This window comes from Streptacidiphilus alkalitolerans, assembly GCF_042511045.1.
GTDB classification, from domain to species: Bacteria; Actinomycetota; Actinomycetes; order Streptomycetales; family Streptomycetaceae; genus Streptacidiphilus; species Streptacidiphilus alkalitolerans.
Window position 1 is genome coordinate 297477 of sequence record NZ_JBHEZX010000001.1, and the last position, 23600, is coordinate 321076.

General features: G+C 73.2%; 19 protein-coding genes, 1 tRNA gene and 1 pseudogene. 7 read left to right on the top strand and 14 right to left on the bottom strand.

The window, feature by feature from the left end:
- Positions 1-26 precede the first annotated feature (26 nt).
- From ACEZDG_RS01435 to ACEZDG_RS01445, 3 genes are read right to left on the bottom strand one after another with little or no spacing between them, the layout of a single operon-like run.
- Complete coding sequence (locus ACEZDG_RS01435; protein WP_380501297.1) at positions 27-611, bottom strand: GNAT family N-acetyltransferase; 585 nt, start codon at positions 609-611, stop codon at positions 27-29.
- Positions 604-1071, bottom strand: coding sequence for a maleylpyruvate isomerase N-terminal domain-containing protein (locus ACEZDG_RS01440; RefSeq protein WP_380501299.1), 468 nt, complete (start codon positions 1069-1071; stop codon positions 604-606). The genes ACEZDG_RS01435 and ACEZDG_RS01440 overlap by 8 nt, the downstream gene beginning before the upstream one ends.
- A gap of 5 nt (positions 1072-1076) precedes the next feature.
- Complete coding sequence (locus ACEZDG_RS01445) at positions 1077-2564, bottom strand: AAA family ATPase (RefSeq protein ID WP_380501301.1); 1488 nt, start codon at positions 2562-2564, stop codon at positions 1077-1079.
- 101 nt (positions 2565-2665) lie between these two features.
- Here ACEZDG_RS01445 and ACEZDG_RS01450 point away from each other — a divergent pair, with 101 nt between their 5' ends.
- From ACEZDG_RS01450 to ACEZDG_RS01460, 3 genes are read left to right on the top strand one after another with little or no spacing between them, the layout of a single operon-like run.
- Positions 2666-3853, top strand: coding sequence for an exonuclease SbcCD subunit D (locus ACEZDG_RS01450; protein WP_380501303.1), 1188 nt, complete (start codon positions 2666-2668; stop codon positions 3851-3853).
- Entirely contained in the window at positions 3853-6834 is a 2982-nt protein-coding gene (locus tag ACEZDG_RS01455; protein ID WP_380501305.1) for an AAA family ATPase, read from the top strand. Before ACEZDG_RS01450 ends, ACEZDG_RS01455 begins: the two co-directional genes overlap by 1 nt.
- 55 nt (positions 6835-6889) lie before the next feature.
- Positions 6890-8506 carry a glycoside hydrolase family 13 protein gene (locus ACEZDG_RS01460; protein ID WP_380501307.1) on the top strand — a complete coding sequence of 539 codons (1617 nt, stop codon included), beginning with the start codon at positions 6890-6892 and terminating at the stop codon, positions 8504-8506.
- Between the two features lie 146 nt (positions 8507-8652).
- On the opposite strand, the gene ACEZDG_RS01465 is transcribed toward ACEZDG_RS01460, so the two are convergent.
- Both ACEZDG_RS01465 and ACEZDG_RS01470 read right to left on the bottom strand, forming a co-directional pair.
- On the bottom strand, positions 8653-11016 hold the full coding sequence (locus ACEZDG_RS01465; protein ID WP_380501309.1) for a Tex family protein: 2364 nt from the start codon (positions 11014-11016) through the stop codon (positions 8653-8655).
- Positions 11017-11144: 128 nt separating this feature from the next.
- Entirely contained in the window at positions 11145-12008 is an 864-nt protein-coding gene (locus ACEZDG_RS01470; RefSeq protein WP_380501311.1) for a thioesterase family protein, read from the bottom strand.
- 88 nt (positions 12009-12096) lie between these two features.
- Between ACEZDG_RS01470 and ACEZDG_RS01475 the strand changes: the two genes are divergently transcribed.
- Positions 12097-12891 (top strand): SDR family NAD(P)-dependent oxidoreductase, encoded by a 795-nt coding sequence (locus ACEZDG_RS01475; protein WP_380501313.1) that lies wholly within the window; start codon positions 12097-12099, stop codon positions 12889-12891.
- Between the two features lie 22 nt (positions 12892-12913).
- On the opposite strand, the gene pgi is transcribed toward ACEZDG_RS01475, so the two are convergent.
- The 5 genes from pgi to ACEZDG_RS01500 all read right to left on the bottom strand — a co-directional run bounded on the left by pgi (position 12914) and on the right by ACEZDG_RS01500 (position 17809).
- Complete coding sequence (pgi, locus tag ACEZDG_RS01480; RefSeq protein ID WP_380501315.1) at positions 12914-14578, bottom strand: glucose-6-phosphate isomerase; 1665 nt, start codon at positions 14576-14578, stop codon at positions 12914-12916.
- A gap of 68 nt (positions 14579-14646) precedes the next feature.
- Positions 14647-15855, bottom strand: coding sequence for a sensor histidine kinase (locus ACEZDG_RS01485; RefSeq protein ID WP_380501317.1), 1209 nt, complete (start codon positions 15853-15855; stop codon positions 14647-14649).
- Complete coding sequence (locus ACEZDG_RS01490; protein ID WP_380502218.1) at positions 15852-16487, bottom strand: response regulator; 636 nt, start codon at positions 16485-16487, stop codon at positions 15852-15854. Before ACEZDG_RS01490 ends, ACEZDG_RS01485 begins: the two co-directional genes overlap by 4 nt.
- A 337-nt stretch (positions 16488-16824) precedes the next feature.
- Positions 16825-17298, bottom strand: a complete 474-nt coding sequence (locus ACEZDG_RS01495; protein ID WP_380501319.1) for an ATP-binding protein — start codon at positions 17296-17298, stop codon at positions 16825-16827.
- Between the two features lie 106 nt (positions 17299-17404).
- Positions 17405-17809, bottom strand: a complete 405-nt coding sequence (locus ACEZDG_RS01500) for an STAS domain-containing protein (protein WP_380501321.1) — start codon at positions 17807-17809, stop codon at positions 17405-17407.
- A gap of 211 nt (positions 17810-18020) precedes the next feature.
- Between ACEZDG_RS01500 and ACEZDG_RS01505 the strand changes: the two genes are divergently transcribed.
- Positions 18021-18251, top strand: coding sequence for a DUF6458 family protein (locus ACEZDG_RS01505; protein ID WP_380501323.1), 231 nt, complete (start codon positions 18021-18023; stop codon positions 18249-18251).
- A gap of 71 nt (positions 18252-18322) precedes the next feature.
- Here the strand turns inward: ACEZDG_RS01505 and ACEZDG_RS01510 are convergent, their stop codons facing one another.
- From ACEZDG_RS01510 to ACEZDG_RS01525, 4 genes are all read right to left on the bottom strand, one after another.
- On the bottom strand, positions 18323-18979 hold the full coding sequence (locus ACEZDG_RS01510; protein ID WP_380501325.1) for a hypothetical protein: 657 nt from the start codon (positions 18977-18979) through the stop codon (positions 18323-18325).
- The gene (locus tag ACEZDG_RS01515; protein WP_380501327.1) at positions 18979-19623 is read right to left on the bottom strand and encodes a hypothetical protein; all 645 of its coding nucleotides are present in this window, start codon (positions 19621-19623) and stop codon (positions 18979-18981) included. The genes ACEZDG_RS01510 and ACEZDG_RS01515 overlap by 1 nt, the downstream gene beginning before the upstream one ends.
- A gap of 166 nt (positions 19624-19789) precedes the next feature.
- Entirely contained in the window at positions 19790-21325 is a 1536-nt protein-coding gene (locus ACEZDG_RS01520; protein ID WP_380501329.1) for a DEAD/DEAH box helicase, read from the bottom strand.
- A gap of 172 nt (positions 21326-21497) precedes the next feature.
- Positions 21498-21571: transfer RNA gene (locus tag ACEZDG_RS01525), tRNA-Met, on the bottom strand.
- A 127-nt stretch (positions 21572-21698) separates the two neighbouring features.
- Here ACEZDG_RS01525 and ACEZDG_RS01530 point away from each other — a divergent pair.
- Together ACEZDG_RS01530 and ACEZDG_RS01535 are read left to right on the top strand one after the other, a co-directional pair.
- A pseudogene (locus tag ACEZDG_RS01530) lies at positions 21699-22111 on the top strand (hypothetical protein).
- Positions 22112-22422: 311 nt separating this feature from the next.
- Positions 22423-23592: a magnesium and cobalt transport protein CorA gene (locus tag ACEZDG_RS01535; protein ID WP_380501331.1), complete on the top strand. Its 1170-nt coding sequence runs from the start codon at positions 22423-22425 to the stop codon at positions 23590-23592.
- Positions 23593-23600 lie beyond the last annotated feature (8 nt).

Below are 23600 nucleotides of genomic sequence, written 5' to 3' on the forward strand. Positions count from 1 at the left end.
CGGGCAGGACAGGCGGCGCCTTCGGTTCAGCCCCGGGCGCTCCACTCGTCCCGGGTGAGCGCGTACTCGACGTCGCCGTGCTCGGCGCCCTCGATCGGGTCCGGCCACTCCTCGAAGAAGGTGCGGACCAGCCGCAGCCCGGCCCGCTCCAGCACCCGGCGGGACCCGGTGTTGACCGTCATCGTGGTCGCCACCAGCCGCTCGACCCCCAGCTCGGCGAAGGCCCGCCGGACCAGGGCCCTGGCCCCCTCGGTCGCGTAGCCGCGGCCCCAGACGGCTCGGCGCAGCCGGTAGCCCAGCTCGATGCCGCCGTCCGGCCCGGTCCGCAGGCCGAGGCTGGCCGCCGGGCGCAGCGAGAACCAGCCGAGGAAGGCGCCGCCCCGCGTCTCCTCCGCCGCCCAGCAGCCCATTCCCTCGGGCAGCCGGTCGTACTCGGCCAGCAGCCCGGGCAGGGTCTCCCGCGCCACCCGCTCGCGCGGCACCGGCCGTCCGTCGTCGATGAACCGCATCACGGCGGCGTCGCCGTGCAGCGCGGCGAGTTGGTCCAGGTCGGCGGGGGTGAGGCGGCGCAGCAGCAGGCGCTCGGTGGGCAGCCCGACGGAGTCAGCCAAGGGTCAACCAGGTGAGACCCAGCCGGTCGACCGTGGCCGACTCCTCGGCGCTGAGCGGGAGGCGTCCGGTGGCCTTGGCGAGGAAGGCCGACCGGTCCCAGCCGAGGGCGGCCAGATGCGCCGGGTCTCCCTCCGGGCCGAGCAGCAGCGCCTCGACCAGGGCCGGGCCGCCCGGGTGCTGCTGCGCGGCGGCGATCCGCAGCGCGTTGACCTCCGGCGAGAAGCGGGCGTCCGGCCGGTAGTAGTCCGCGGCGGACACCTCCGCCCGCTCCGGGGGCTGCTCGGCGAGCATCCCCGGCAGCCGGTCGACCGCCCCGCTGGTGTGCGCGAACAGATCCGCCACCGACCACGGCGCACACCCCGTCGGCCGCCCCCACTGCTCCCCGGTCAGCCCCGCGACCGCCCGCCCCAGCGCCCGCGCCTCAGCCCGGAAGCCGTCCATCACCCCGTCGAGTCCCATGGGCGTCAACCGTAGAGCTCCCGGAGCCCCAGCAGAAGCACATCCCCCCGCTCGGCCCGGGCGCGCAGGGCGTCGCTGAAGCCCGCGGCGCTGAAGCAGGCGAGTGCGCAGCCGCCGGTGTCCATACCGCGTTCGGTCAGCAGGTCACGGGCCCGGGCCAGCCGCTCCAGGTGGTTGAGGCCCATCACGGTGCCCCACTTCGCCTCCCCGAGCAGCGCCACCGACGCCCGGCCGCCGCCCGATCCGCCCTCGACGACGGCCGCGTCGATCTGGATCTGCTTCCGCGCCGCGGGGTCGACCACGATGCCGCTGCCCACCCGACCCAAGGAGCCGCCGAGCAGCGCGCCGCCGGGGCCGAGCAGGTACTCCCGGCAGACCGCCTCGAAGTGCGGGCCCGCCACCTGCGCGGCGAAGCGCTCCGCGGACTGCGCCCAGACCTCACGGGCCTGCCCGATCTCCAGGCGGGCCCAGGCCGGGCGCATCACCGCCTCGTAGAAGTTGATCAGGGGCTCGGTGATCCGGTAGTGCGACTTGCCCGCCCGGAACACGTCCGCCTCCCGCTCCAGCAGACGGCTGTCCTCCAGGACGTTGAGGGGGTGTGAGATGTCCACGGCCTTGCGTCCGATGTAGCCGGCGATCCCGCCCCGGGTGGCGTTGCCTTCGGCGACCGCGGCCAGGACCGAGTGGTACAGCGCCGTGTCCCGGATGTCGGCCTCCTCGGCGAGCAGGTAGCGCGCCTCACGGAAGAGCGGGCTCAGCGGGGAGAGGACGGTCCGGCAGAGCCAGTCGTCGAAGTCGTCCAGGCTCTCCGGCACGTCCTCGGCCAGGAACTGCCGCCGGTAGGCGGGTGTGCCGCCGAGCACGGCATGCAGCCGGGCCGCGAGCTCGGGACTGTCGGCGACCCCCCAGAACTCGGCCGCGGAACGATAGCCGAACGGTTGGACGATCAGTTCCAGCTGCGCCCGTCCCCGCAGCGGCGCCGTACTCGCCAGCAGGCCGCCCATGACGGACATCGCCGATCCGCAGAGCAGCAGCCGCATCCGGCTCGGCTCGGCCTGGTAGCGGTCCATCTCCCGCTGAATCAGCGAGGGCAGTTCCGGTGCTGCCTTCGCCAGGTAGGGGAACTCGTCGAGCACCACCAGCAGCGGAGCGCCGCCCCGGTCGGGTGCGGCCAGGTCGAACAGGTAGGAGACCGCATCGTCCCAGGTCGCGAAGGAGAAGGGCACCCGGGAGCCGGCGTGCCCGGCCAGTGCCGCGCCCAGTTGCCGGAGCGACTCCCCCTCGGTGGCCGCGGTGGCGCCGAAGTAGAACCCGCCCAGTTGCTCGCAGAGCGCCCGGAGCAGGTAGGTCTTGCCCATCCGCCGCCTGCCGCTGACCACCCCGAGCATCGCCCGGGGCACCGCCCGGACCGCGAACGAGGCGAGCCCGGCCCATTCGGCCCCGCGGTCGAAGACATGGTCCGGCTTCACCACCCGCTGTCCTTGCCCGGCCATCCGCACCGCTCCGATCTCTTAGGACTACACCCCTTAGGACTGTACTCCTAAGAAAGCGTTCCGGTCCGCCGTGTCAGTGGTCGTTGTTACTGTCGGGGGCTATGCGACTACTGCACACCTCCGACTGGCATCTGGGGCGGAGCCTCCATCGGGAGGACCTGCTGCCGGCCCAGCGTGCCTTCCTGGACCATCTGGTCGACACCGTGCGGGTCGAGCGGGTGGACGCGGTGCTGGTGGCCGGGGATGTGTACGACCGGGCGATCCCCGGTCTGGGCGCGGTGGAGCTGTTCGACCGGATACTGCACCGGCTCGCCGAGCTGGGGGTGCCGGTGGTGCTGATCGCCGGGAACCACGACTCGGCCCGGCGGCTGGGGATCGCCGCCCGGCTGATCGAGCGGGCCGGGGTGCATCTGCGGACCGAGGTGGCCCGCTGCGCCGAGCCGGTGCTGCTCGCGGACGAGCACGGCCCGGTCGCGGTCTACGGAGTGCCGTACCTGGAGCCAGTCCTGGCGGGCGGGGAGCTCGGGGCCGCGGCGGTGAGCCATGCGGCGGTGCTGGGCGCGGCGATGGAGCGGGTCCGGGCGGATCTGGCGACCCGCCCGGAGGGCACCCGGTCGGTGGTGCTGGCGCATGCGTTCGTGGTCGGCGGCGAGGTCAGCGACAGCGAGCGGGACATCGCCGTGGGCGGGGTGCCGAGCGTCCCGGCGGCGGTGTTCGACGGGGTGGACTACGCGGCGCTCGGCCATCTGCACGGCAGTCAGATCGTCCATGAGCGGCTGCGCTACAGCGGTTCGCCGCTGGCGTACTCCTTCTCCGAGGCGAACCACCGGAAGAGCATGTGGCTGGTCGACCTGGGCCCGGCCGGGGAGTTGACGACCCGTCGGATCGACTGCCCGGTGCCGAGGCGGCTGGCCCGGATCCGCGGGACGCTGGAATCGCTGCTGCGGGATCCGGCGCTGGAGCAGCACGAGACGGCCTGGGTGCAGGCCACGCTCACCGACAACCGCCGCCCGGAGCGGGCGATGGAGCAGCTCAGGGTCCGCTTTCCGCACACCCTGCAGCTGGCCTTCGAGCCGGAGGGCGGCAGCGGGGACGGGCTTCCCTCCTACGCGGCGCGGACCAGGGGCCGGGGCGACGCCGAGATCGCCCTCGGCTTCGTCCGGCACGTGCGCGGCAGCGACCCGGACCGGGCGGAGCAGGAGCTGCTGCGTGAGGCGGTCGAGGCCGCGGGCGTGGGCGCAAGCGCGGAAGCGGGCGTGGGCGCGGGCGTCGCCGGGGGTGTCGGCTGATGCGGTTGCACTCGCTCACCATGACCGCGTTCGGGCCGTTCGCCGGGACCCAGTCGGTGGATTTCGACGCGCTCGCGTCCGGCGGGCTGTTCCTGCTGCGGGGCGCGACCGGGGCCGGCAAGAGCAGTGTGCTGGACGCGGTCTGCTACGCGCTCTACGGCGCGGTCCCGGGCCAGCGGCCCCGGACCAGGCTGCGCAGCGACCATGCGTCGGCCGAGGTCAGGACCGAGGTGCGGTTGGAGCTGACGCTCGGCGGGCGCCGCCTGGAGCTCACCCGCAGCCCCGAGCAGACCCGGGCCAAGAAGCGCGGCAGCGGCAGCACCGTGGAGAAGGCGCAGACCCTGCTGCGGGAGTGGTCCGCCGAGCCGGGCGGCGAGCCCGGGTGGCGGCCGAGCAGCAAGTCGCACCAGGAGGTGGGGGCCGAGGTCCAGCAGCTGCTGGGGATGAGCCGGGAGCAGTTCTGCCAGGTGGTGCTGCTCCCCCAGGGCGAGTTCGCCCGGTTCCTGCACGCCAGCGCGCCCGACCGGGCCGATCTGCTCGGGCGGCTGTTCGACACGGCGCGGTTCGGCGCGGTCGAGGCCTGGCTGACGGAGCGTCGGCAGCAGACCGAGAAGGCCTGCCAGGCGGTACTGGGCGAGGTCGGCGCCCGGCTGGAGCGGCTGCGGCAGGCGGCCGGGACGGACAGCCCGCCCCCCGCCGCGCCGGAGCAGGACGCCCTGGGCTGGGCCGCCCAGCTGCGGGTGCGGGCCCGTGAGGAGCAGGCCGTGGCCGAGTGCCGGCAGCAGGGGGCCGAGCAGCGCCGGGCGCTGGCCGAGGCCAGGGCCCGCGAGGTGGAGGTGATCGCCGACCGGCAGCGGCGGCACCGCCGGGCGGTGCAGCGCGCGGGTGATCTCGACCAGCGGGCCGAACAGCAGCGCGCGGCCACGGTACGGCTGGAGCGGGCGCAGCGCGCCGAGGCGGTGGTGCCGCTGCTGCGGCTGCACCGGGAGGCCGCGCAGGCGCAGGCCCGGTTCGCGGAGCAGGAACGCCGCAGCCGCGCCGCGCTGCCCGCCGTCCACGCCGCGGCCGGTCTGGACGAGCTGGTGGCGGCCGAGCGGCAGCGCCGGGAGGAGCTCGGCGGGCTGCGCACCCTGCTCGCCGCCGAGCAGCAGCACCGCGGCAACGAGCGGATGCGGTGGCAGCTGGAGGCGGAGCGCGAGGACGCCGAGACGGAACGGGCCGAGGCCGAGCAGTGGTTGGCCGTCGACTGGCCCGACCAGCGGGAACGCACGGCGGCGGCGCTGGACCAGGCGGTGCAGGCCGCCGTCCGGGCGGACCAGCTGGACGAGCAGCAGCGCGAGGCCCGGCGGCGCGGCGCCGCCGCCGAGCAGGCGGAGGCGCTGCAGGCGCGGCTGGCCGACTCCCGGCAGCGCGAGCTGCGGCTCCGCGAGGCGGCTGCCGCAGCCCACGAGGACTGGCTCGACCTGCGCGAACGTCGACTGCAGGGGATGGCGGCCGAGCTGGCCGAGGGGCTGGCGGACGGCCGGGCCTGCCCGGTCTGCGGTTCGGGCGAGCATCCTGCCCCGGCCCGGCCCGGTCCCGGCCGGGTGACCGTGGAGCAGGAGCAGCGCGCCGAGCAGGGCTACCGCCAGGCGGCCCTGCGCACCGAGCAGGCGGCGGCCGAGCTGGGGCAGTTGGAGCAGGAGGCCGCCGCCCTGGCCGCCGTCGCCGGGGACGGCGGCGCCGCCGAGCTGCGGGCCTTGGTGCAGCGGCTGGAGGCGGAGCACCAGCAGGCCCGCCGGGTGGCCGCGCAGGCGATCGGCGCCCGGGAGCAGCTGGACCGGCTGGAGCACGAGCAGGGCCTGCGGACGGCGGCGGCCGGGCAGGCGGCCGAGCTGGTCGCGGCCCGTACCGCGCGGCTGGAGGCGCTGGCCCTGGAGCAGGGCAGGCTGGCCGAGGAGTTGGAGCGCGGCCGGTCCGGGGCCGCCTCGGTGGCGGACCGGGTCGGCCAGCTGACCCCGCTCACCGAGCGGTTGGGCGAGGCCGTGGCCGCCGTACGGGAGGCCGCGGCGGGGGCCGAGGCGCTGGCCCGGGCCGCCCGGGAGCTCCGCGAGGCGGCCGAGCGGGAGGGCTTCGGTGATGCCGAGCAGGCCGCGCGGGCGGCGCTGCCGCCGCACGAGACGGCCTCGCTGCGCGCGGAGGTGCAGCGCCATCGGGACGAACTGGCCCAGGTCGGCGCGGAGTTGGCCGACCCGGACCTGCTGGCCGCGGTGCGGCTGCCGCCCGCCGATCCGGCCGCCGACCGGGCCGTGCTCGCCGGCGCCGACGCGGCGCTGCGCTCCGCCTACGCCGCGGTCCAGGGCGCACGGGAGCGCTGCGCCGCGCTGGACCGGCTCAGCGCGGGCCTGCACGCCGAGCTGCGCCGGCTGGCGCCGCTGGCCGCGGACCACCGCCGGGTCTCCGAGCTGGCCTTCCTCGCCTCGGGCACCAGCAGCAGCAACAGCCTGCGGATGTCGCTGGAGACCTATGTGCTGGCCGCGCGGCTGGAACAGGTCGCCGAGGCGGCCGGGGCCCGGCTCCAGGTGATGTCCCAGGGCCGCTACACCCTGGCCCACAACGACGCCAGGAGCCGCGGGGCCGGCCGCTCCGGCCTCGGGCTGAGCGTGCTGGACGGCTGGACCGGCCGCAGCCGGGACACCTCGACCCTCTCCGGCGGGGAGAGCTTCTTCGCCTCGCTGGCGCTGGCGCTGGGCCTGGCCGACGTGGTCACCGACGAGGCCGGGGGCATGCCGCTGGACACCCTGTTCATCGACGAGGGCTTCGGCTCACTGGACGAGGACACCCTGGAGGACGTGCTCGACGTACTGGACCGGCTGCGCGAGCGGGACCGGGCGGTGGGCATCGTCAGCCATGTCGGGGACCTGCGCGGACGGATCCCGGTCCAGTTGGAGGTCCGCAAGGGACGCGACGGATCGACGTTGCACCAGCACGGCACTGGGTAGGGCGTGGGTGGGGGCCCGGCGACCAGGGCCCCCGAACAGTGAAGCGGAGGACAGCATGACGGAATCCCAGCCCTGGTGGCGCGGCGCGGCCCTGTACCAGGTGTACCCGCGCAGCTTCGCCGACGGCAACGGCGACGGCACCGGCGACATCGCCGGGATCCGCAGCCGCCTGCCCTACCTGGTGGAGCTGGGCGTGGACGCGCTGTGGATCTCCCCCTGGTACGTCTCCCCGCTGGCCGACGGCGGCTACGACATCGCCGACTACCGGGACATCGACCCGCGCTTCGGCACCCTGGCCGAGGCCGAGCAGCTGATCGCCGAGTGCCACGCGGCCGGGCTGCGGCTGATCGTCGACCTGGTCCCGAACCACTGCTCGGACCAGCACCCCTGGTTCCGGGCGGCGCTGGCGGCGGCCCCCGGCTCGCCGGAGCGGGCGCTGTTCCACTTCCGTCCCGGCCTCGGCGAGGACGGCCGACTGCCGCCCAACGACTGGCGTTCGCACTTCGGCGGGCCCGCCTGGCAGCGCACCGAAGGCCCCGACGGCGAGTGGTACCTGCACATGTTCGCGCCCGAGCAGCCCGACTGGAACTGGGACAACCCGGCCGTCCGCGCCGAGTTCGAGTCGATCCTGCGGTTCTGGCTGGACCTCGGCGCGGACGGCTTCCGGATCGACGTCACCGACCACCTGGTGAAGGAGGACGGGCTGCCGGACTCCGCCGGGCACCACGGGAAGCCCGACCCCTGGCGGGACCAGGAGGGCGTCCATGAGATCTACCGCAGCTGGCGGGCCCTGGCCGACTCCTACCCGGGCGAGCGGTTGTTCGTGGCCGAGCTGTGGGAGAACGACCCGCTCCGCTTCGCCCGCTACCTGCGCCCGGACGAGCTGCAGACCGCCTTCAACTTCGCCTTCCTGAAGTCGGCCTGGGCCGCGGCGGAGCTGCGCGGGGTGATCGACGACACCCTGGCCTCGCACGCCCCGGTGGGCGCCCCGCCGACCTGGGTGCTGTCCAACCACGACACCACCCGCCATGTCACCCGCTACGGCGGGGTCGACACCACCTACGGCTTCGACCGCGCCAGCCGCTTCGGCCAGCCGGTGGACCTGGAGCTCGGCACCCGCCGGGCCCGCGCCGCCGCGCTGCTCACCTGCGCGCTGCCCGGCGGGGTGTACGTCTACCAGGGCGACGAGCTGGGCCTCTGGGAGGTCGAGGACATCCCGGACGAGCTGCGCCAGGACCCGACCTGGCTCCGCTCCGGCGGCGTCGACCGCGGCCGGGACGGCTGCCGGGTGCCGATCCCGTGGAGCGGCACCCGCCCGCCGTTCGGCTTCGGCGCCGAGCAGGCCCCGCCCTGGCTGGACGTCCAGCCGACCGCCTGGAAGGACTTCACCGCCGCCGCCGAGTCCGGCGCGTACGGGTCGCACCTGGAGCTGTACCGGGAGGTCCTGCGGCTGCGGCGGGCAGAGCCCGGGCTCGGCGACGGCCCGATGAGCTGGCTGCCGTCGGCCGAGGAGGTACTGGACTTCACCCGCCCGGGCGGCTTCCGCTGCGTGGTGAACCTGGGCCCGACACCGGTGGCCCTGCCGTCCGGGGCCGGCGTGCTGCTCGCCAGCGGCCCGCTGGACGGGACGCTGCTCCCGACGGACACCGCGGTGTGGCTGCGCTGGGGCTGATACGCCGTTGAAATGGACAGGAAGCCCCTTCCGCACGGGGGAGCGGGCGGGGCTTCCTGAGATCATCGTACGAGCGCCGAACCGGCCGACCAGGCCAATGGCGCGCCAGGATGCACTGTGCCATCAACCAATGGCACAGTGCCTGTTCAGCGGGTCAGACCGGCCCTGCGCAGCGCGTCCGCCATCGCGCTGTTGGAGTTCCCGGAGCTGCCCGAACCGCCCGAACCGCCGCCGCCGGCCGGCTTCTCGTTGCGCGGCCGGGGCGTGCGCTGCTGCGGCTGGCGCGGCCCGCGCTCGCGCGGCTGCTTCGGCTGGGCCTCGTCGTCCAGACGGAGCGTCAGCGAGATCCGCTTGCGCGGGATGTCCACCTCCAGCACCTTCACCCGGACGATGTCGCCGGACTTCACCACCTCGCGCGGGTCCTTGACGAAGGTCCGCGACAGGGCCGAGACATGGACCAGGCCATCCTGGTGCACGCCGATGTCGACGAAGGCGCCGAAGGCCGCGACATTGGTGACGGTGCCCTCAAGCAGCATCCCCGGCTCCAGGTCGGAGAGCTTCTCCACGCCCTCCTTGAACGCCGCCGTGCGGAAGGCGGGGCGCGGGTCGCGGCCCGGCTTCTCCAGCTCGCGCAGGATGTCGGTGACGGTCGGCACACCGAACTGCTCGTCCGCGAAGTCGGTCGGGCGCAGCCCGCGCAGCACCGAGCCGTTGCCGATCAGCGTCTTCAGCTCGCCGCCGGTGGCCGCGATGATCCGGCGGACCACCGGATAGGCCTCGGGGTGGACGCTGGAGGCGTCCAGCGGGTCGTCGCCGCCGGGGATCCGCAGGAAGCCCGCGCACTGCTCGAACGCCTTGGGGCCGAGCCTGGCCACGTCCTTGATCGCCCGGCGGCTGCGGAACGGGCCGTTGGCGTCGCGGTGCGCCACGATGTTCTCGGCCAGGGTGGCGCCGATGCCGGACACCCTGGTCAGCAGCGGTGCGGAGGCGGTGTTCACGTCCACGCCGACGCCGTTGACGCAGTCCTCGACCACCGCGTCCAGCGAACGGGACAGCTTGGCCTCGGACAGGTCGTGCTGGTACTGGCCGACGCCGATCGACTTGGGGTCGATCTTGACCAGCTCGGCCAGCGGGTCCTGCAGCCGGCGGGCGATGGAGACCGCGCCGCGGATCGAGACATTGAGGTCCGGCAGCTCCTGCGAGGCGAAGGCGGAGGCGGAGTAGACCGAGGCGCCGGCCTCGGAGACCACGGCCTTGGTCAGCTTGAGCTCCGGGTGACGCTTGATCAGGTCCCCGGCCAGCTTGTCGGTCTCCCGGGAGGCGGTGCCGTTGCCGATGGCGATCAGGTCGACCCGGTGCGCGGCGCAGAGCTTGGCGAGGGTGGCGATCGACTCGTCCCAGCGGTTGGCCGGGACGTGCGGGTGGATGGTGTCGTGGGCGACCACCTTGCCGGTCGCGTCCACCACCGCCACCTTGACGCCGGTCCGGAAGCCGGGGTCCAGGCCGAGCGTGGCGCGGGTCCCGGCCGGGGCGGCGAGCAGCAGGTCGCGCAGGTTGGCGGCGAACACCCGGACCGCCTCGTCCTCGGCCTCGGTGCGCAGCCGCAGCCGCAGGTCGATGCCCAGGTGCACCAGCAGCCGGGTGCGCCAGGCCCAGCGGACGGTGTCCAGCAGCCAGCGGTCCCCGGCCCGGCCGCGGTCGGCGATCTCGAACTTCTGCGCGATCCGGGACTCGTAGCCGCCGGGGGCCTCGGCATCGGCCTCGTCGGCGTAGGGCTCCAGGGTGAGGTCGAGGACGTCCTCCTTCTCACCGCGCAGCATCGCCAGGATCCGGTGCGAGGGCAGCTTGGTGAAGGGCTCGGCGAAGTCGAAGTAGTCGGAGAACTTCGCCCCGGCCTCCTCCTTGCCGTCGCGGACCTTGGCGGAGAGCCGGCCCCTCCCCCACATCCGCTCGCGCAGCTCGCCGAGCAGGTCGGCGTCCTCGCCGAAGCGCTCGACCAGGATCGCCCGGGCGCCCTCCAGCGCGGCGGCGGCGTCGGGGACGTTCTCACCCAGGTAGCCGGCCGCCTCGGCCTGCGGGTCCCGGGCCGGGTCCGCCAGCAGCAGGTCGGCCAGCGGCTGCAGGCCGTTCTCCCGGGCGATCTGGGCCTTGGTCCGGCGCTTGGGCTTGTAGGGGAGGTAGATGTCCTCCAGCCGGGCCTTGGAGTCGGCGGCCCGGATCTGCGCCTCCAGCGCCTCGTCCAGCTTGCCCTGGCTGCGGATCGACTCCAGGATCGCGTCCCGGCGCTCCTCCAGCTCCCGCAGATAGCGCAGCCGCTCCTCCAGGTTGCGCAGCTGGGTGTCGTCCAGCTCGCCGGTGGCCTCCTTGCGGTAGCGGGCGATGAAGGGCACGGTCGCCCCGCCGTCGAGCAGTTCCACCGCCGCCTGGACCTGCCCGGCCCGGACGCCGAGCTCCTCGGCGATGGTCTGCTGGATGGACGCGCTGTGGCTGGACGCAGTCTGAGGGGTCACGCTGAGTTACCGCCTTCTCGCAGGGATACCGCTGTGCATTGTGCCGCTACCCGCCCGCCCGGGAAAACCTCCACCCCCGGCGGGTCGCGCACAGCGCACAGCGCGCAGCGGTAGAGCCGGCTCGGCGGTCAGCCGGTGCGCGGCACCGCGGCGAGTTGGCGGGACTGGGCGACCAGGCGGCCGGACTCGTCCCAGACCTCGGCGTCCTCCTCCAGGAAGCCGCCGGCCAGGTTGCGGGTGGAGTGCACCACCCGGAGCCAGCCGGGCACCGGACGGGCCCGGACGTGGGCGGTGAGCTCCAGGGTGGGGGTCCAGCCCATCAGGCCGAGGTCGAAGGTGACCGGCGGCAGCGCGTCCACGGCGAGCAGCAGCATCAGCGGGTCCGGCTCGCGGCCGTCGGCGAGCCGCAGCCAGCCCTGGATCCGGCCGATGCCGGACGGCTCGCCCAGCGCCCAGCCGACGCAGGCCGGGTCGAGCCGCAGGTCCAGCCGACGCAGCAGGTCCGCCTGGGTGAGGAAGTCCGGAGGTGCGTGCTCGGTGCTGATGCACTGGTCCGGCGGGGGCATCTCCGGCGGGACGGCGCTGGTCCGGACGTCGCCCTCGGCGGCGGAGAGGTCGCCGTAGGAGGCGAGCACCCGCAGCCGCTCGACGGGGCTGCCGTCCTCGGCGGTCTGCAGCAGCGAGGCTGCGCCGGTGCTGACGCTGCGCCCGCGGCGGACCGTCTCGGTACGGATCTCGGCCGGGCCAGGACGCCCGGCGGAGAGGTAGTAGGCGCTCACCGACAGCGGGTCGGCGTGGCCGCCGTCCCGGCCCAGCTCCGCCCGCAGCGCGTTGCCGACCAGGGCGAGCAGCAGCCCGCCGTTGATGCCCCCGCCGATCCGCCAGCCGCCGTCGAGCTCCGCGTCGTAGACCGACGCCCGGCCCTCGCGGGCCCGCACCGCCGTCCCGCGGTCGAACTCCGACGCCTGCACTGGTTCTGCCGCTGTGGTCACGGCGGGCCGCCCCTCGATAAGTTACTTGTCAGTACGAAACTGTACTACCGCTTCCCCCTTCAAGGTCATCCTGGTAGCCCTTGATTCCATGACGAGCCAAGCAGATCCGTTCGACCTCTCCGGACGCGTCGCCGTGGTCACCGGCGCTGGCAGCGGCATCGGCCGGGCCACCGCCCAGCAGCTCGCCGCCGCGGGCGCCTATGTGGTCTGCGCCGACATCGACGGGGCCGCCGCGACCGCCACCGCGGACGGCATCGGCAAGGCCGCGAGCGCCGCCGCGCTGGACGTGACCGACCGGGCGGCCGTGTTCGCCCTGATCGGCAGCACCGCGGACGAGCAGGGCCGGCTCGACATCCTCTGCAACGTCGCCGGGATCATCCGCACCGGCCGGGTGGTGGACGTGGAGGTCGCCGACCTGGACGCGGTGCTGGACGTCAACTTCAGGGGCACCTTCCACGGCTGCCAGGCCGCTGCCCGGATCATGAGCGCGGCCGGCGGCGGCAGCATCGTCAACACCGCCTCGGGGGCGGTGGACACCGCGCAGCCGGAGATCATGAGCTACTCGGTGTCCAAGGCCGCCGTGGTTCAGCTGACCAGGAACCTCGCCGCCGAGGTCGGCCGGTTCGGGGTGCGGGTCAACGCGGTGGCACCCGGCCTGGTCCGCACCGCGATGACCGCGCGCCACTACCTGCTGCCCGACGGCAGCGTGGACGAGGCCGCCCGGGCCGCCGCCGAGCGTCCGCTGCGCCGGATGTCCCCACTGGGGATGATCGGCGAGCCGGAGGACATCGCCCACGCCGTCCGCTACCTGGTCAGCGACGCCGCCCGGTTTGTCACCGGGCAGATCATCAGGCCCAACGGCGGCGTGGCGATGCCCTGGTGACACGGCATCACTTGATAGAGGGTCAGCGCCCGCGCAGGGTCCGGTAGCGGCCGGCCAGCGCGGCGGTGGACGAGTCCAGCGCGTCCAGGCCTTCGCCGTCGACCAGCACCGGCTCGATCTTCTTGGCCAGCACCTTGCCGAGCTCCACGCCCCACTGGTCGAAGGAGTCGATGTTCCAGATCGCGCCCTGGACGAACACCTTGTGCTCGTAGAGGGCGATCAGCTGGCCCAGCACCGAGGGGGTGAGCTCCTCGGCCAGGATGGTCGTGGTCGGGTGGTTGCCCTTGAAGGTCTTGTGCGGCACCAGCTCGGCCGGGGCGCCCTCGGCCGCGACCTCCTCCGGGGTCTTGCCGAAGGCCAGCGCCTGGCCCTGGGCGAACAGGTTGGCCATCAGCAGATCGTGCTGGGCGACCAGGCCCGGCTGCAGGTCGGCGACCGGCTTGGCGAAGCCCAGCAGGTCGGCCGGGATCACCTTGGTGCCCTGGTGGATCAGCTGGTAGTAGGCGTGCTGGCCGTTGGTGCCGGGGGTGCCCCAGACCACCGGGCCGGTCTGCCAGCGCACCGGCTGCCCCTCCCGGTCCACCGACTTGCCGTTGGACTCCATGTCCAGCTGCTGCAGATAGGCGGTGAACTTGGACAGGTAGTGCGAGTACGGCAGCACCGCGTGCGACTGGGCGTCGAAGAACGCCCCGTACCAGACGCCCAGCAGGCCCAGCAGCAGCGGGACGTTGTCCTCAGGGGCCGCGGTGCGGAAGTGTTCGTCGACCAGGTGGAAGCCGGCCAGCATCTCCCGGAACGCGTCCGGGCCGATGGCCAGCATCAGCGACAGGCCGATCGCGGAGTCGTAGGAGTAGCGGCCACCCACCCAGTCCCAGAACTCGAACATGTTGGCGACGTCGATGCCGAAGTCGGAGACCCCGGGTCCATTGGTCGACAGGGCGACGAAGTGCTTGGCGACCGCGTCCTTGTCCGCGTGCAGCTCGGTGAGCAGCCAGTTGCGGGCCGAGGTGGCGTTGGTGATGGTCTCGATGGTGGTGAAGGTCTTGGAGGCGACGATGAACAGGGTCTCCGCGGCGTCCAGGTCGCGGACCGCCTCGTGCAGGTCCGCGCCGTCCACGTTGGAGACGAAACGGACGGTCAGCTCGCGGTCGGTGAAGGAGCGCAGCGCCTCGTAGGCCATCGCCGGGCCCAGGTCCGAGCCGCCGATACCGATGTTGACGATGTTCCGGATCCGCTTGCCGGTGTGCCCGGTCCACTCGCCCGAGCGGACCCGGTCGGCGAAGGCCGCCATCTTGTCCAGCACCGCGTGCACGGCCGGAACGACGTTCTCACCGTCGACCTCGATCACCGCACCGCGCGGCGCGCGCAGCGCGGTGTGCAGCACGGCGCGGTGCTCGGTGATGTTGATCTTCTCGCCCCGGAACATCGCGTCCCGCAGCTCGGCCACCCCGCGTGCGGCGGCCAGCTGCCGCAGCAGCGCCAGCGTCTCGTCGGTCACCAGGTGCTTGGAGTAGTCCAGGTAGAGATCGCCCACCTGCAGCGAGTAGCGCTCGCCGCGCCGCGGGTCGGCGGCGAACAGCTCACGCAGGTGCACCTCCCCCAGCTGTGCCCGGTGCTTCCCCAGCTCGGCCCACTCCGGCGAGCGGTCGAGCGGCAGCCGGTCGGAACGGGTTCCCTCGGAGGACATCGCGTTGACTCCATTCCACATCACTGCAGATACGCCATCACTGCAGATACGTCAGGACAAAAGCGAGCCTATCCCGCAGACCTGCCCTCGGGCGGGGCGGCCACCGGGAGGCTCAGCAGGACGCCGAAGCCGCCGTCGGCGGTCGGACCGGTCATCAGCGTGCCGCCGAGCAGGGCGGCCCGCTCGCGCAGGCCGACGATGCCGTGCCCGCCGCCGGGCAGGTCGGAGAGGTCCTTCCAGGAGCGGACCTCGCGCGGCGGCGGCCCGTTGGTCACCGAGACCAGCAGCCGGTCGCCCTCGGCCCGCAGCGCCACCTCGGTCCTCGCCCCCGGGGCGTGCTTGCGGACATTGGTCAGCGCCTCCTGCACCGTCCGGTACGCGGCCCGCTCCACCGGCTCGGGGAGCGCCTCCGCGGAGCCCGGCTCCGGCATCCGCAGCACCGCGGCCACCTCGGACTCCGCCACCAGCCGGGCCAGGTCGCTGAGCCTGGGCTGCGGGGCCAGCTCGGTCGGCCCGGCGCCGGCGGCGCGCAGCACCAGGATCATGCTGCGCAGTTCCTCCAGGGTCGCCACCGCCAGCCCGCGCAGCGTCGCCGCGGTCGCCCTGACCTCGGGGTCGACCGCGGTCACCTGCAGCGCCCCGGCCTGGACCGCGATCAGCCCGGCCTGGTGCGAGACCACGTCGTGCATCTCCCTGGCGATCCTGGCCCGCTCCCTGGCCAGCACGGTCTCGGCATGCAGCTCGCGCTCCTGGTCGCGCAGCACGGCCAGCTCGGCGACCCGCTCCGACAGCGCCTCCCGGGTCCGGGCGAGCAGGCCGAGGGCGGCGGGCCCGGCCGCCAGCATCACCGCGTAGATCAGGTTCTGGGCCTGGTCGCTGGCGCTCTCCTTGGGGAAGTCGCCGAGCGGCCAGGGGATGAACATCCCGGTCCCGACCAGCGCGGTCGCCCCCCACACCTGCCAGGTCGGACGGCGGGTGCGGGCCACCGAGTAGAGCGCGGCCATCGCGGCGACCGCGGCGGTGCCCGCGTAGAGGCCGGGCAGGACGATCAGCAGGGCCGTCCGGGGCAGGCGGCGGCGCAGCAGCAGGGCGGCCGTGGCGACGATCGAGACGGTGAAGGTCCAGTCGCGCGGGGGCGGGAAGTTGAGTAGGGCGTCCACCGTGGACGCGGCGACCAGCAGCAGGGTGACCGCGCCCCGGCGCAGCCACAGCGGCAGCTCGGCGACGGCGGCCCGGGGGTTCAGGCGTGGGTTCCAGCCGGAACGCGGGCGGCTCATTCGATCAGCCCGGCGCGCTCGGCCAGGACCGCGGCCTGGATCCGGTTGGCCACCCCGAGCTTGGTCAGGACCGCGCTGACGTAGTCCTTCACGGTGGCCGCGCCCAGGTGCATCCTGGCGCCGATCTCGATGTTGGAGAGCCCGTGACCGAGGAAGCCGAGCACCTGCCGTTCCCGCTCGGAGAGCGCCCCGATCGCCTCGTCGCCGCCCCGGCCGGCCTTCGGCGCGCTCTCGCGCAGCCGGCGCAGCACCGGCGCGGACAGGCAGCCCGCCCCGGTGGCGACCGCGCGCACCGAGCGGGCCAGCAGTTCCGGCTCGGTGTCCTTGAGCAGGAACCCGCCGGCCCCGAGGCCGATCGCCCGGTCCAGGTACTCGTCGGTGTCGAAGGTGGTCAGCATGGCGACATAGGGGCCGTCCGGCAGCGCGCGGATCCGGCGCAGCAGGGTGAGCCCGTCCACGTCCGGCATCCTGATGTCCAGCAGCACCACCTGCGGGCGGTCCCGCTGGATCACCGCCAGCGCCTCCAGGCCCGAGCAGGTGGCGACGACCTCGATGTCGGGGGCGGTGTTGAGGATCATCGCGAGCCCGGACCGGATCAGCGCCTCGTCGTCGACCACCACCACCCGGATCAGGGCCGGCACGGCCTCCCGGGCAGCCTCGTGCACCGCCGGGACCTGCGCGGGTTCCTGCACTGGGGGTGGAGCCACGGGATGTCCTGACGTCGTCCAGGGAGTTCCGCGTGACCGTACCCCAGCGCGAATGCCCGGGCGAATCCAGACAGGCGCCCAGGTCACCCCCGGTCGGTGGTGCGGTGACCACCGGACGGGGGTGGTGGGGCCGTTCGAGCACAACCAGAATGAGCCCCTGGTGCGCGCCCGCGTGCGCCGAGCGGCGGGCACTACGGGGGGGTGCCCGTCCGCCGCGGCTTCGGCGGGCCCGCTCGGGCGGACCCGCCGCGCCGGGCCCCGCTCAGCCGCCCACGAGCGGCGAGCCGACCTCCAGCCACACCGTCTTGTCGGCCTCCCGGACGACCGTGCCCCATTCCAGGGCCAGCCGGGACACGATGTGCAGACCGTGTCCGCCCGGACGGGTCGCCTCGTGCGGGGTCCGCGGGACCGGCGGGACCGTGCTGTGGTCGGAGACCTCCACCCGGAGCCGCTCGTCGGTGCAGTGCAGCGTCAGCTGGCTGGGGCCGCCCGCGTGCAGGCAGGCGTTGGTGACCAGCTCGGAGACCAGCAGCAGCACGTCCTCGGCCACCGCCTCCTGCTCGTCGTTGCGGGCCGGGAGCCAGTTCCAGTCGTGCAGGGCCGTCCGGGTGAAGTCACGGCAGCGGCCGACCACACCTCGGGTCCCGGCCAGCGCGAGCCGCCTGGTCTGGCCGCCCGGGGGCAGCCCCGGACGCACCGGAGCGCCCTCCGGTCCCTGGGGACGGGTCGTACTCATGGCGTCTCACCCCGCTGTACCTCGCGTGCCGGCCTACCCGCTGCGACTGTGCCTCTGCTGTCCTCCTGCCCCGGGGCCAGGGCTGAACACCTGCTCGGGAGCCCGGTCAAGAGGCCGCCAGGGCCGCGTCCAGTGAGGCATGGACGGTGAACACCGTCGACGCCCCGGTGATGTCGAACATCCGGGCCACCGCGGAACGCAGCCCGGCCAGCTCGATGATCCTGTTCTCGGACTCCGCCCGCAGCCGCGCACCGAGCAGCACGTTCAGACCGGTCGAGTCGCAGAACTCCAACTCCGCGCAGTCGACCACGATCCGCCCGGGGCCGGCGTCCAACGCCTGGTCCAGCAGCGCACGGAGAGGAGGCGCGGTGTCCTGGTCCAGCTCCCCGTGCAGGGTGAGCACGGCGACACCGTCCAGCGTCCGCAGTCCTACGGTGAACCGGTCGCCGCTGCTGACCGGAACGGTCGGCCGACTCCCGGAGTCGGACGCTCCGACGCCTCCATGGTCCATCTGTCCTCTTTCGTCCTCGGCCGGTCTGCGCACTGATCCACAGCTTCCCCACCGTAGCCGAAACCCGACGGGGCACGAAGTCGTCCACCGGAATCCTGCAGCAGAACCCGGGCCGACGGAAGACGGCGCAGGCGTGTCCGACGGCGGATCACGGGTAGGCGCGGGTTCCGGCATACGGAGAGATGCGACGGTTCGAAGAGGAGTCTGGGACATGGGTATTGGAGGATGCATCGGCGTCTTCGCCATAGGCGCGATTCTGACGTTCGGTGTCAACTGGCATGTGTCGGGGATGAACCTCACCGTCGTCGGGGTGATCCTGATGGCCGCCGGACTGCTCGGCGTCGTCACCATCGCCGGCATGTACCGGCGCCGCCGTCCGCCGACGGGCATCGGCCTCGGCGACAGCGAGGAGATCATCCGCGAGCGCCGCTACTACGACTGACGGTCCGGCAGGACGAAGGCGGGGGCCCCGATCGATCTGGGCCCCCGCCTTCGTCCTGCCGTCAGATGTCCTCAGACAGCGAGCAGTTGGTTGAGCACCCGGCGGTACTCCTGCAGCGCGGTACGCAGGTCCTCGGTCGCGACGCCGTCGTCGTGCGCGGCGCTGACGCTTCCGCCGTCCTTGCTCCAACGGCTGTGCAGTTCGCTGCGGCGGGCCGCTATCGCCTCGGTCAGCTGCGTGGAGACCTGCTCGACCAGCGACTCGGCCTGCTCCACGGCGTTGCGCGGGTCGTCGACGAAGTCGATCTGGATGGTCTGCCAGCGGTCGTGCAGCTTCTCCGAAACCGAGTCCTCGAAGAACCGGCCGGCGGAGTCGTCGGCGTCGGTGGTGCCGGCGGTGCCGGCGGTGCTGCCGAAGGAGCCCGCGGCGCTGCCGGCGGTGCCGGTGCTGCCCAGGGTTCCGTCGGTGGCCTGCTCACTGACCGGGCCGCCCACCAGGACGGCGTCGTCGTCGGCGTCGGTCCGCTCCGCCAGCGCGTCACGGTCGACGTCGTCGTCGTAGCTCCCGGCCTCGTCGGCCTCGTCGACCCGGTCGAGCGGGGTGCCGGCCGCCTCCGTCACCGCGGGGGCGCGGGGGTCGTCCTCGGCGTTCAGCTCGGGCTCGTCGTCCTCGCGCAGCGTGCGGCTCTGGAGGTCCTCGTCGTTCTCGGCAAACCTGGGGTCACTCATCAGTTCGTCCTCTCGGTGGTCTCAGCGGTCTCTGTCGTCCCGTTGACCGGCTCATTGACCGGCTCGTCCGTACGCGCGGCAGCGGTGGCGTGCACGGGGCTGCCGCCGTCACCGTCACGGACCAGTTCGTCGAAGGTCTCGCGGGCCCGTACGAAGGCGTCCCTGAGCTCCTCGGTGGTCGCGTCGCCCTTCTCCGCCCGCTCGGCGGCACCGCGCGAGACCCGGTAGCCCTCCAGGGCCCGGGCGTGGTGCACCGACAGCGCGGCGTACTGGTCCTGGCCGTCGTCCGGGTAGCCGCGGTCCCGCAGCACCTCGGTGAGCAGGTGGTCGGCGTCGATGACGGCCTTGGCCGGGGCGTCGACGAACTGCTCCTGCAGCGTGGTCCAGTGGGCCAGGTAGCGCTCCTGCGCGGCGGCGTCCAGGGGGCGGAGGTCCAGCTTGCGGGTCCTGCTGACCCGCTCCGAGAGCTCCTGCTCCGCTTCCTTGGTATTGCCGCTGTGCTCGGAGACCGCTCGTTGGTACTCGGACCCGAACTGCTGCTGAAGCCGGCGGCTGCGCTGCTGCGGCATCACGACCGCTACCCCGATCAGGGCGACCACGACGACGGCCACCACCACGATCACAATGATCAATCCTGTGGACATGCCGTTCCTTTCCTGCGTGTTGCAGCACGTGTTCTGCAACGTGCTGTCTTGACAGGCGACTTACCGGATTCACCGGAATCATGTCGGGACGGCGCGACGAAGGGCCCGGTACCAGGAGCGGTACCGGGCCCTTCGACTACGTGAGTTGTCCGAGCGTCAGGTCGGGTCAGGCCGCACGGGTGGGACGCGCGCCACCCGACGCCGGGCGGCGCGGACGACGGCCGCGGCTGCCGCCGTTGCCACCCCCGTTGCCGCCACCGCCGCCGCGCGGGCCACGCGGGCTCTGGGTGGGAACCGCCGGGGCCGGTGCGGCGATGACCACGGGCACGCCGCTGGGCTTGCGGGCGCCGGTGATCCGGGCCAGCTCGGCGTCGCCGCCGGAGGAGACCCGGTCGTTGTTCGGGGTGATCCCGGCGTCGGCCATCAGCCGCGCCATCTCCCGGCGCTGGTTGGACAGCACCAGGGTGACCACGGTGCCGGACTCGCCGGCCCGGGCGGTACGGCCGCCGCGGTGCAGGTAGTCCTTGTGGTCGGTCGGCGGGTCGATGTTGACGACCAGGTCGAGGTTGTCCACGTGGATGCCGCGGGCCGCCACGTTGGTCGCGACCAGCGCGGTGATGTGGCCCTCCTTGAACTGCTCGAGGACCCGGTTGCGCTGGGGCTGCGACTTGCCACCGTGCAGCGAGGCGGCGCGCACGCCGTTGGCGAGCAGCTCCTTCGCCAGCTTGTCGGTGGCGTGCTTGGTGTCCATGAACATGATCACGCGGCCGTCACGGGCGCCGATCTCGACGGCGACGGCACGCTTGTCGGCGTCCGAGACGTAGAGCACGTGGTGCTCCATGGTGGTGATGGTGCCGGCCGACGGGTCCACCGAGTGGGTGACCGGGTCGGTCAGGAAGCGGCGGACCAGGCGGTCCACATTGCGGTCCAGGGTGGCCGAGAACAGCATCGTCTGGCCGTTCGGGATGACCTGCTCCAGCAGCGCCGTGACCTGGGGCAGGAAGCCCATGTCGGCCATCTGGTCGGCCTCGTCCAGGACGGTGATGCCGACCCGGTCGAGCCGGGCGTCGCCGCGGTCGATCAGGTCCTTGAGCCGGCCGGGGGTGGCGATCAGCACCTCGGCGCCGCGGCGCAGCGCGCCGGCCTGGCGGCCGATGGACATGCCGCCGACGACCGTGGTGATCCGCAGGTTCACCGCGGTGGCGTAGGGGGTGAGCGCGTCGGTGACCTGCTGGGCCAGCTCGCGGGTCGGGACCAGCACCAGCGCCAGCGGGCACTTGGGCTCGGCCCGGCGGCCCGCGGTGCGGGCCAGCAGCGCCAGGCCGAAGGCCAGCGTCTTGCCGGAGCCGGTCCGGCCGCGGCCGAGCACGTCGCGTCCGGCCAGGGTGTTGGGGAGGGTCGCGCCCTGGATCGGGAACGGCTCGGTGACACCCTCGCGGGTCAGCGTGGAGAGCAGGGCGTTGGGCATGTCCAGCTCGGCGAAGCTGGTCACCGCGGGCAGCGCCGGGGTGATGCTGACCGGCATCTCGAACTCGCCCTGCGGGGCGGTGTTGGTACGGCGGCGCGGCGCGCCCTGGGCCGGACGGCCCCGGAACTGGCCGCCGGCGCTGCTTCCGGCTCCGCTGCGGGGGCTCGTCCCGGCGGGACGGCCGAAGCGGGTACCGGAGCGCTGGTCGTTTGAACGGCTGGTGCGATGGTTCACGGAGAACCTTTCCTCGTAGCGGCACGCTTCGAGGAGAGCTCCGCAGCGCTGGGCGCGGAGGATCGCAAGAACGAGCCAGGGGGCGGCGGAGAGTCTTCTCCGCAGGGGGTGAGCGGACTCACACGCAAAACTCTGCAGGCCCAGCGAGAACGCCGGGCCTACAGAGTTCAAGTAGCGGGGACAGGATTTGAACCTGCGACCTCTGGGTTATGAGCCCAGCGAGCTACCGAGCTGCTCCACCCCGCGTCGGTTCCTCAACTGTAGCAGAGCCCGGTGATCAGCCCGCATCCATTAATCCCCGGGAACCCCCAGGTCAGTCCCCGGCCCGGAATTCCCGCCCCTTTCCTGCCCGGCCTTCGCCAGGGTCCGGCGGGTGTTCTCCCTCGACGAACCTCCCCTGTTCACCCGGCTGCGGGACGCCCGCCGCATCCTCGTCGCCGGGGCCGGCGGAGGCTTCGACGTCTACGCGGGCCTGCCGCTGGCCCTCGCCCTGCGCGAGCGCTCGCCGGCCCGTCTCGGCGGGGTGGACGCGATCGTGCTGGTGGACGGCGGCACCGACATCCTGATGCGCGGCGACGAGTCCGGCCTCGGCACCGCGGGAGCGAACTGTTCATCAATCCGTTGATGGCGGTGTACCTCACGGTCGACGCGGTGGGGCTGGCCGAGCGCAACCTCTACCTCCACCTGCTGGAACACACCGAGCTGACGCGGCAGGTCAGTTCGGTGATCGCGGCGTTCCGGGACGAACTGCCGGCCTGGCGTCCGCCCCGGATGTTTCCGCACTGACCCCGGTGGGCACATATGTAGGCCCCGTCCGACTAGACTGGCTGTGACTGAGACGCCAGTTGGTGTCCCGAGTGGTCGCGGCAGCAAGGAGGTGAGAGCGGTGAAGAGCAGTAGTCCGGGTCGAAGTCGGACCCGCCCCCGGCCCCCACTCTCTCCTTCCGGTCACCGGTTCCCGTACCGCTGCGCGCCCCTGCCCCGCCTCGCTCGACGCTGATCGCCCCTGGCTGATCGCGGACGCGGAGCCGGTCGGCGCCGCACGCGTCCGACGGGTTTCCAGGGGGTGACCGGACAACCCCTGGAGGTATCCAGTCATGTCCGAATGGCGTGTACGTGCTGTCCGTGCCAGCAAGCGGCCGTTCACCAGGCCAGTGGCAGATCCCGCCGCCCCGGCCGCCGCCCCGGCCCCCGAGCACTCGATGGACCCCAAGCAGGAGCACCGCTCCGAGCCGGTCTCGCTGGAGCGCTCCATCGTCGACGCCGCGGTCTACCGGGACGGCGTCCGGATCGCCACCCCGACCAGCCTCTCGGACATCTACCAGCAGGTCCCGGGCAAGCCCGGCAGCCTGGCCTGGATCGGCCTGTTCCGCCCGGCCGCCGCGCAGCTGCTGCAGGCCGCCGAGCGCTTCGGCCTGCACGAACTGGCCGTCGAGGACGCCATCGTCGCCCACCAGCGGCCCAAGCTGGAACGTTACGGCGACACCCTGTTCGTGGTGCTGCGCGCCGCCCGCTACCTGGACGACGTGGAGGAGGTCGACTTCGGCGAGATCCACCTCTTCGTCGGCCCCGACTTCGTGATCACCGTCCGGCACTCGCAGTCCCCCGACCTGTCCGCCGTCCGGCGGCGGCTGGAGGCCGACCCGGAGCTGCTGGCGCTCGGCCCCGAGGCGGTGCTGTACGCGGTGCTGGACGCGGTCGTGGACGGCTACGCCCCGGTGATCGCCGGCCTGCAGCACGACATCGACGAGATCGAGACCGAGGTGTTCCGCGGCGACAAGCAGGTGTCCCGGCGCATCTACGAGCTCTCCCGCGAGGTCATCGAGTTCCAGCGGGCCACCCGGCCGCTGCTGGAGATCATGAAGAACCTGGAGGCCGGCTTCCTGAAGTACGGCACCAACGAGGAACTCCAGCGCTACCTGCGCGACGTCGCCGACCACGCCACCACCGCGGCCGAACGGGTCGACGGCTTCCGGCAGATGCTGCAGAACATCCTCACCGTGAACGCGACCCTGGTCTCCCAGGCGCAGAACGAGGAGATGAAGCTGCTGGCCGAGGCCGGCCACGCCCAGAACGACGAGATCAAGAAGATCTCCTCCTGGGCCGCCATCCTCTTCGCCCCGACCCTGATCGGCACCGTCTACGGCATGAACTTCACCAAGATGCCGGAGCTGAAGTGGGCCTTCGGCTACCCCTTCGCCATCGGCCTGATGGCCGCGGTGTGCGGCGCGCTCTACCTGGTCTTCAGACGCCGCGACTGGCTCTGACGGGGTCC

Coding starts and splice junctions, on each gene's coding strand:
- ACEZDG_RS01495 (WP_380501319.1), bottom strand. CDS start 17,298: ATGAGTACGACCCGTCCCCAGGGACCGGAGGGCGCTCCGGTGCGTCCG.
- ACEZDG_RS01505 (WP_380501323.1), top strand. CDS start 18,021: ATGGGTATTGGAGGATGCATCGGCGTCTTCGCCATAGGCGCGATTCTG.
- ACEZDG_RS01455 (WP_380501305.1), top strand. CDS start 3,853: ATGCGGTTGCACTCGCTCACCATGACCGCGTTCGGGCCGTTCGCCGGG.
- ACEZDG_RS01475 (WP_380501313.1), top strand. CDS start 12,097: ATGACGAGCCAAGCAGATCCGTTCGACCTCTCCGGACGCGTCGCCGTG.
- ACEZDG_RS01460 (WP_380501307.1), top strand. CDS start 6,890: ATGACGGAATCCCAGCCCTGGTGGCGCGGCGCGGCCCTGTACCAGGTG.
- ACEZDG_RS01535 (WP_380501331.1), top strand. CDS start 22,423: ATGTCCGAATGGCGTGTACGTGCTGTCCGTGCCAGCAAGCGGCCGTTC.
- pgi (WP_380501315.1), bottom strand. CDS start 14,578: ATGTCCTCCGAGGGAACCCGTTCCGACCGGCTGCCGCTCGACCGCTCG.
- ACEZDG_RS01445 (WP_380501301.1), bottom strand. CDS start 2,564: ATGGCCGGGCAAGGACAGCGGGTGGTGAAGCCGGACCATGTCTTCGAC.
- ACEZDG_RS01440 (WP_380501299.1), bottom strand. CDS start 1,071: ATGGGACTCGACGGGGTGATGGACGGCTTCCGGGCTGAGGCGCGGGCG.
- ACEZDG_RS01450 (WP_380501303.1), top strand. CDS start 2,666: ATGCGACTACTGCACACCTCCGACTGGCATCTGGGGCGGAGCCTCCAT.
- ACEZDG_RS01515 (WP_380501327.1), bottom strand. CDS start 19,623: ATGTCCACAGGATTGATCATTGTGATCGTGGTGGTGGCCGTCGTCGTG.
- ACEZDG_RS01510 (WP_380501325.1), bottom strand. CDS start 18,979: ATGAGTGACCCCAGGTTTGCCGAGAACGACGAGGACCTCCAGAGCCGC.
- ACEZDG_RS01500 (WP_380501321.1), bottom strand. CDS start 17,809: ATGGACCATGGAGGCGTCGGAGCGTCCGACTCCGGGAGTCGGCCGACC.
- ACEZDG_RS01485 (WP_380501317.1), bottom strand. CDS start 15,855: ATGAGCCGCCCGCGTTCCGGCTGGAACCCACGCCTGAACCCCCGGGCC.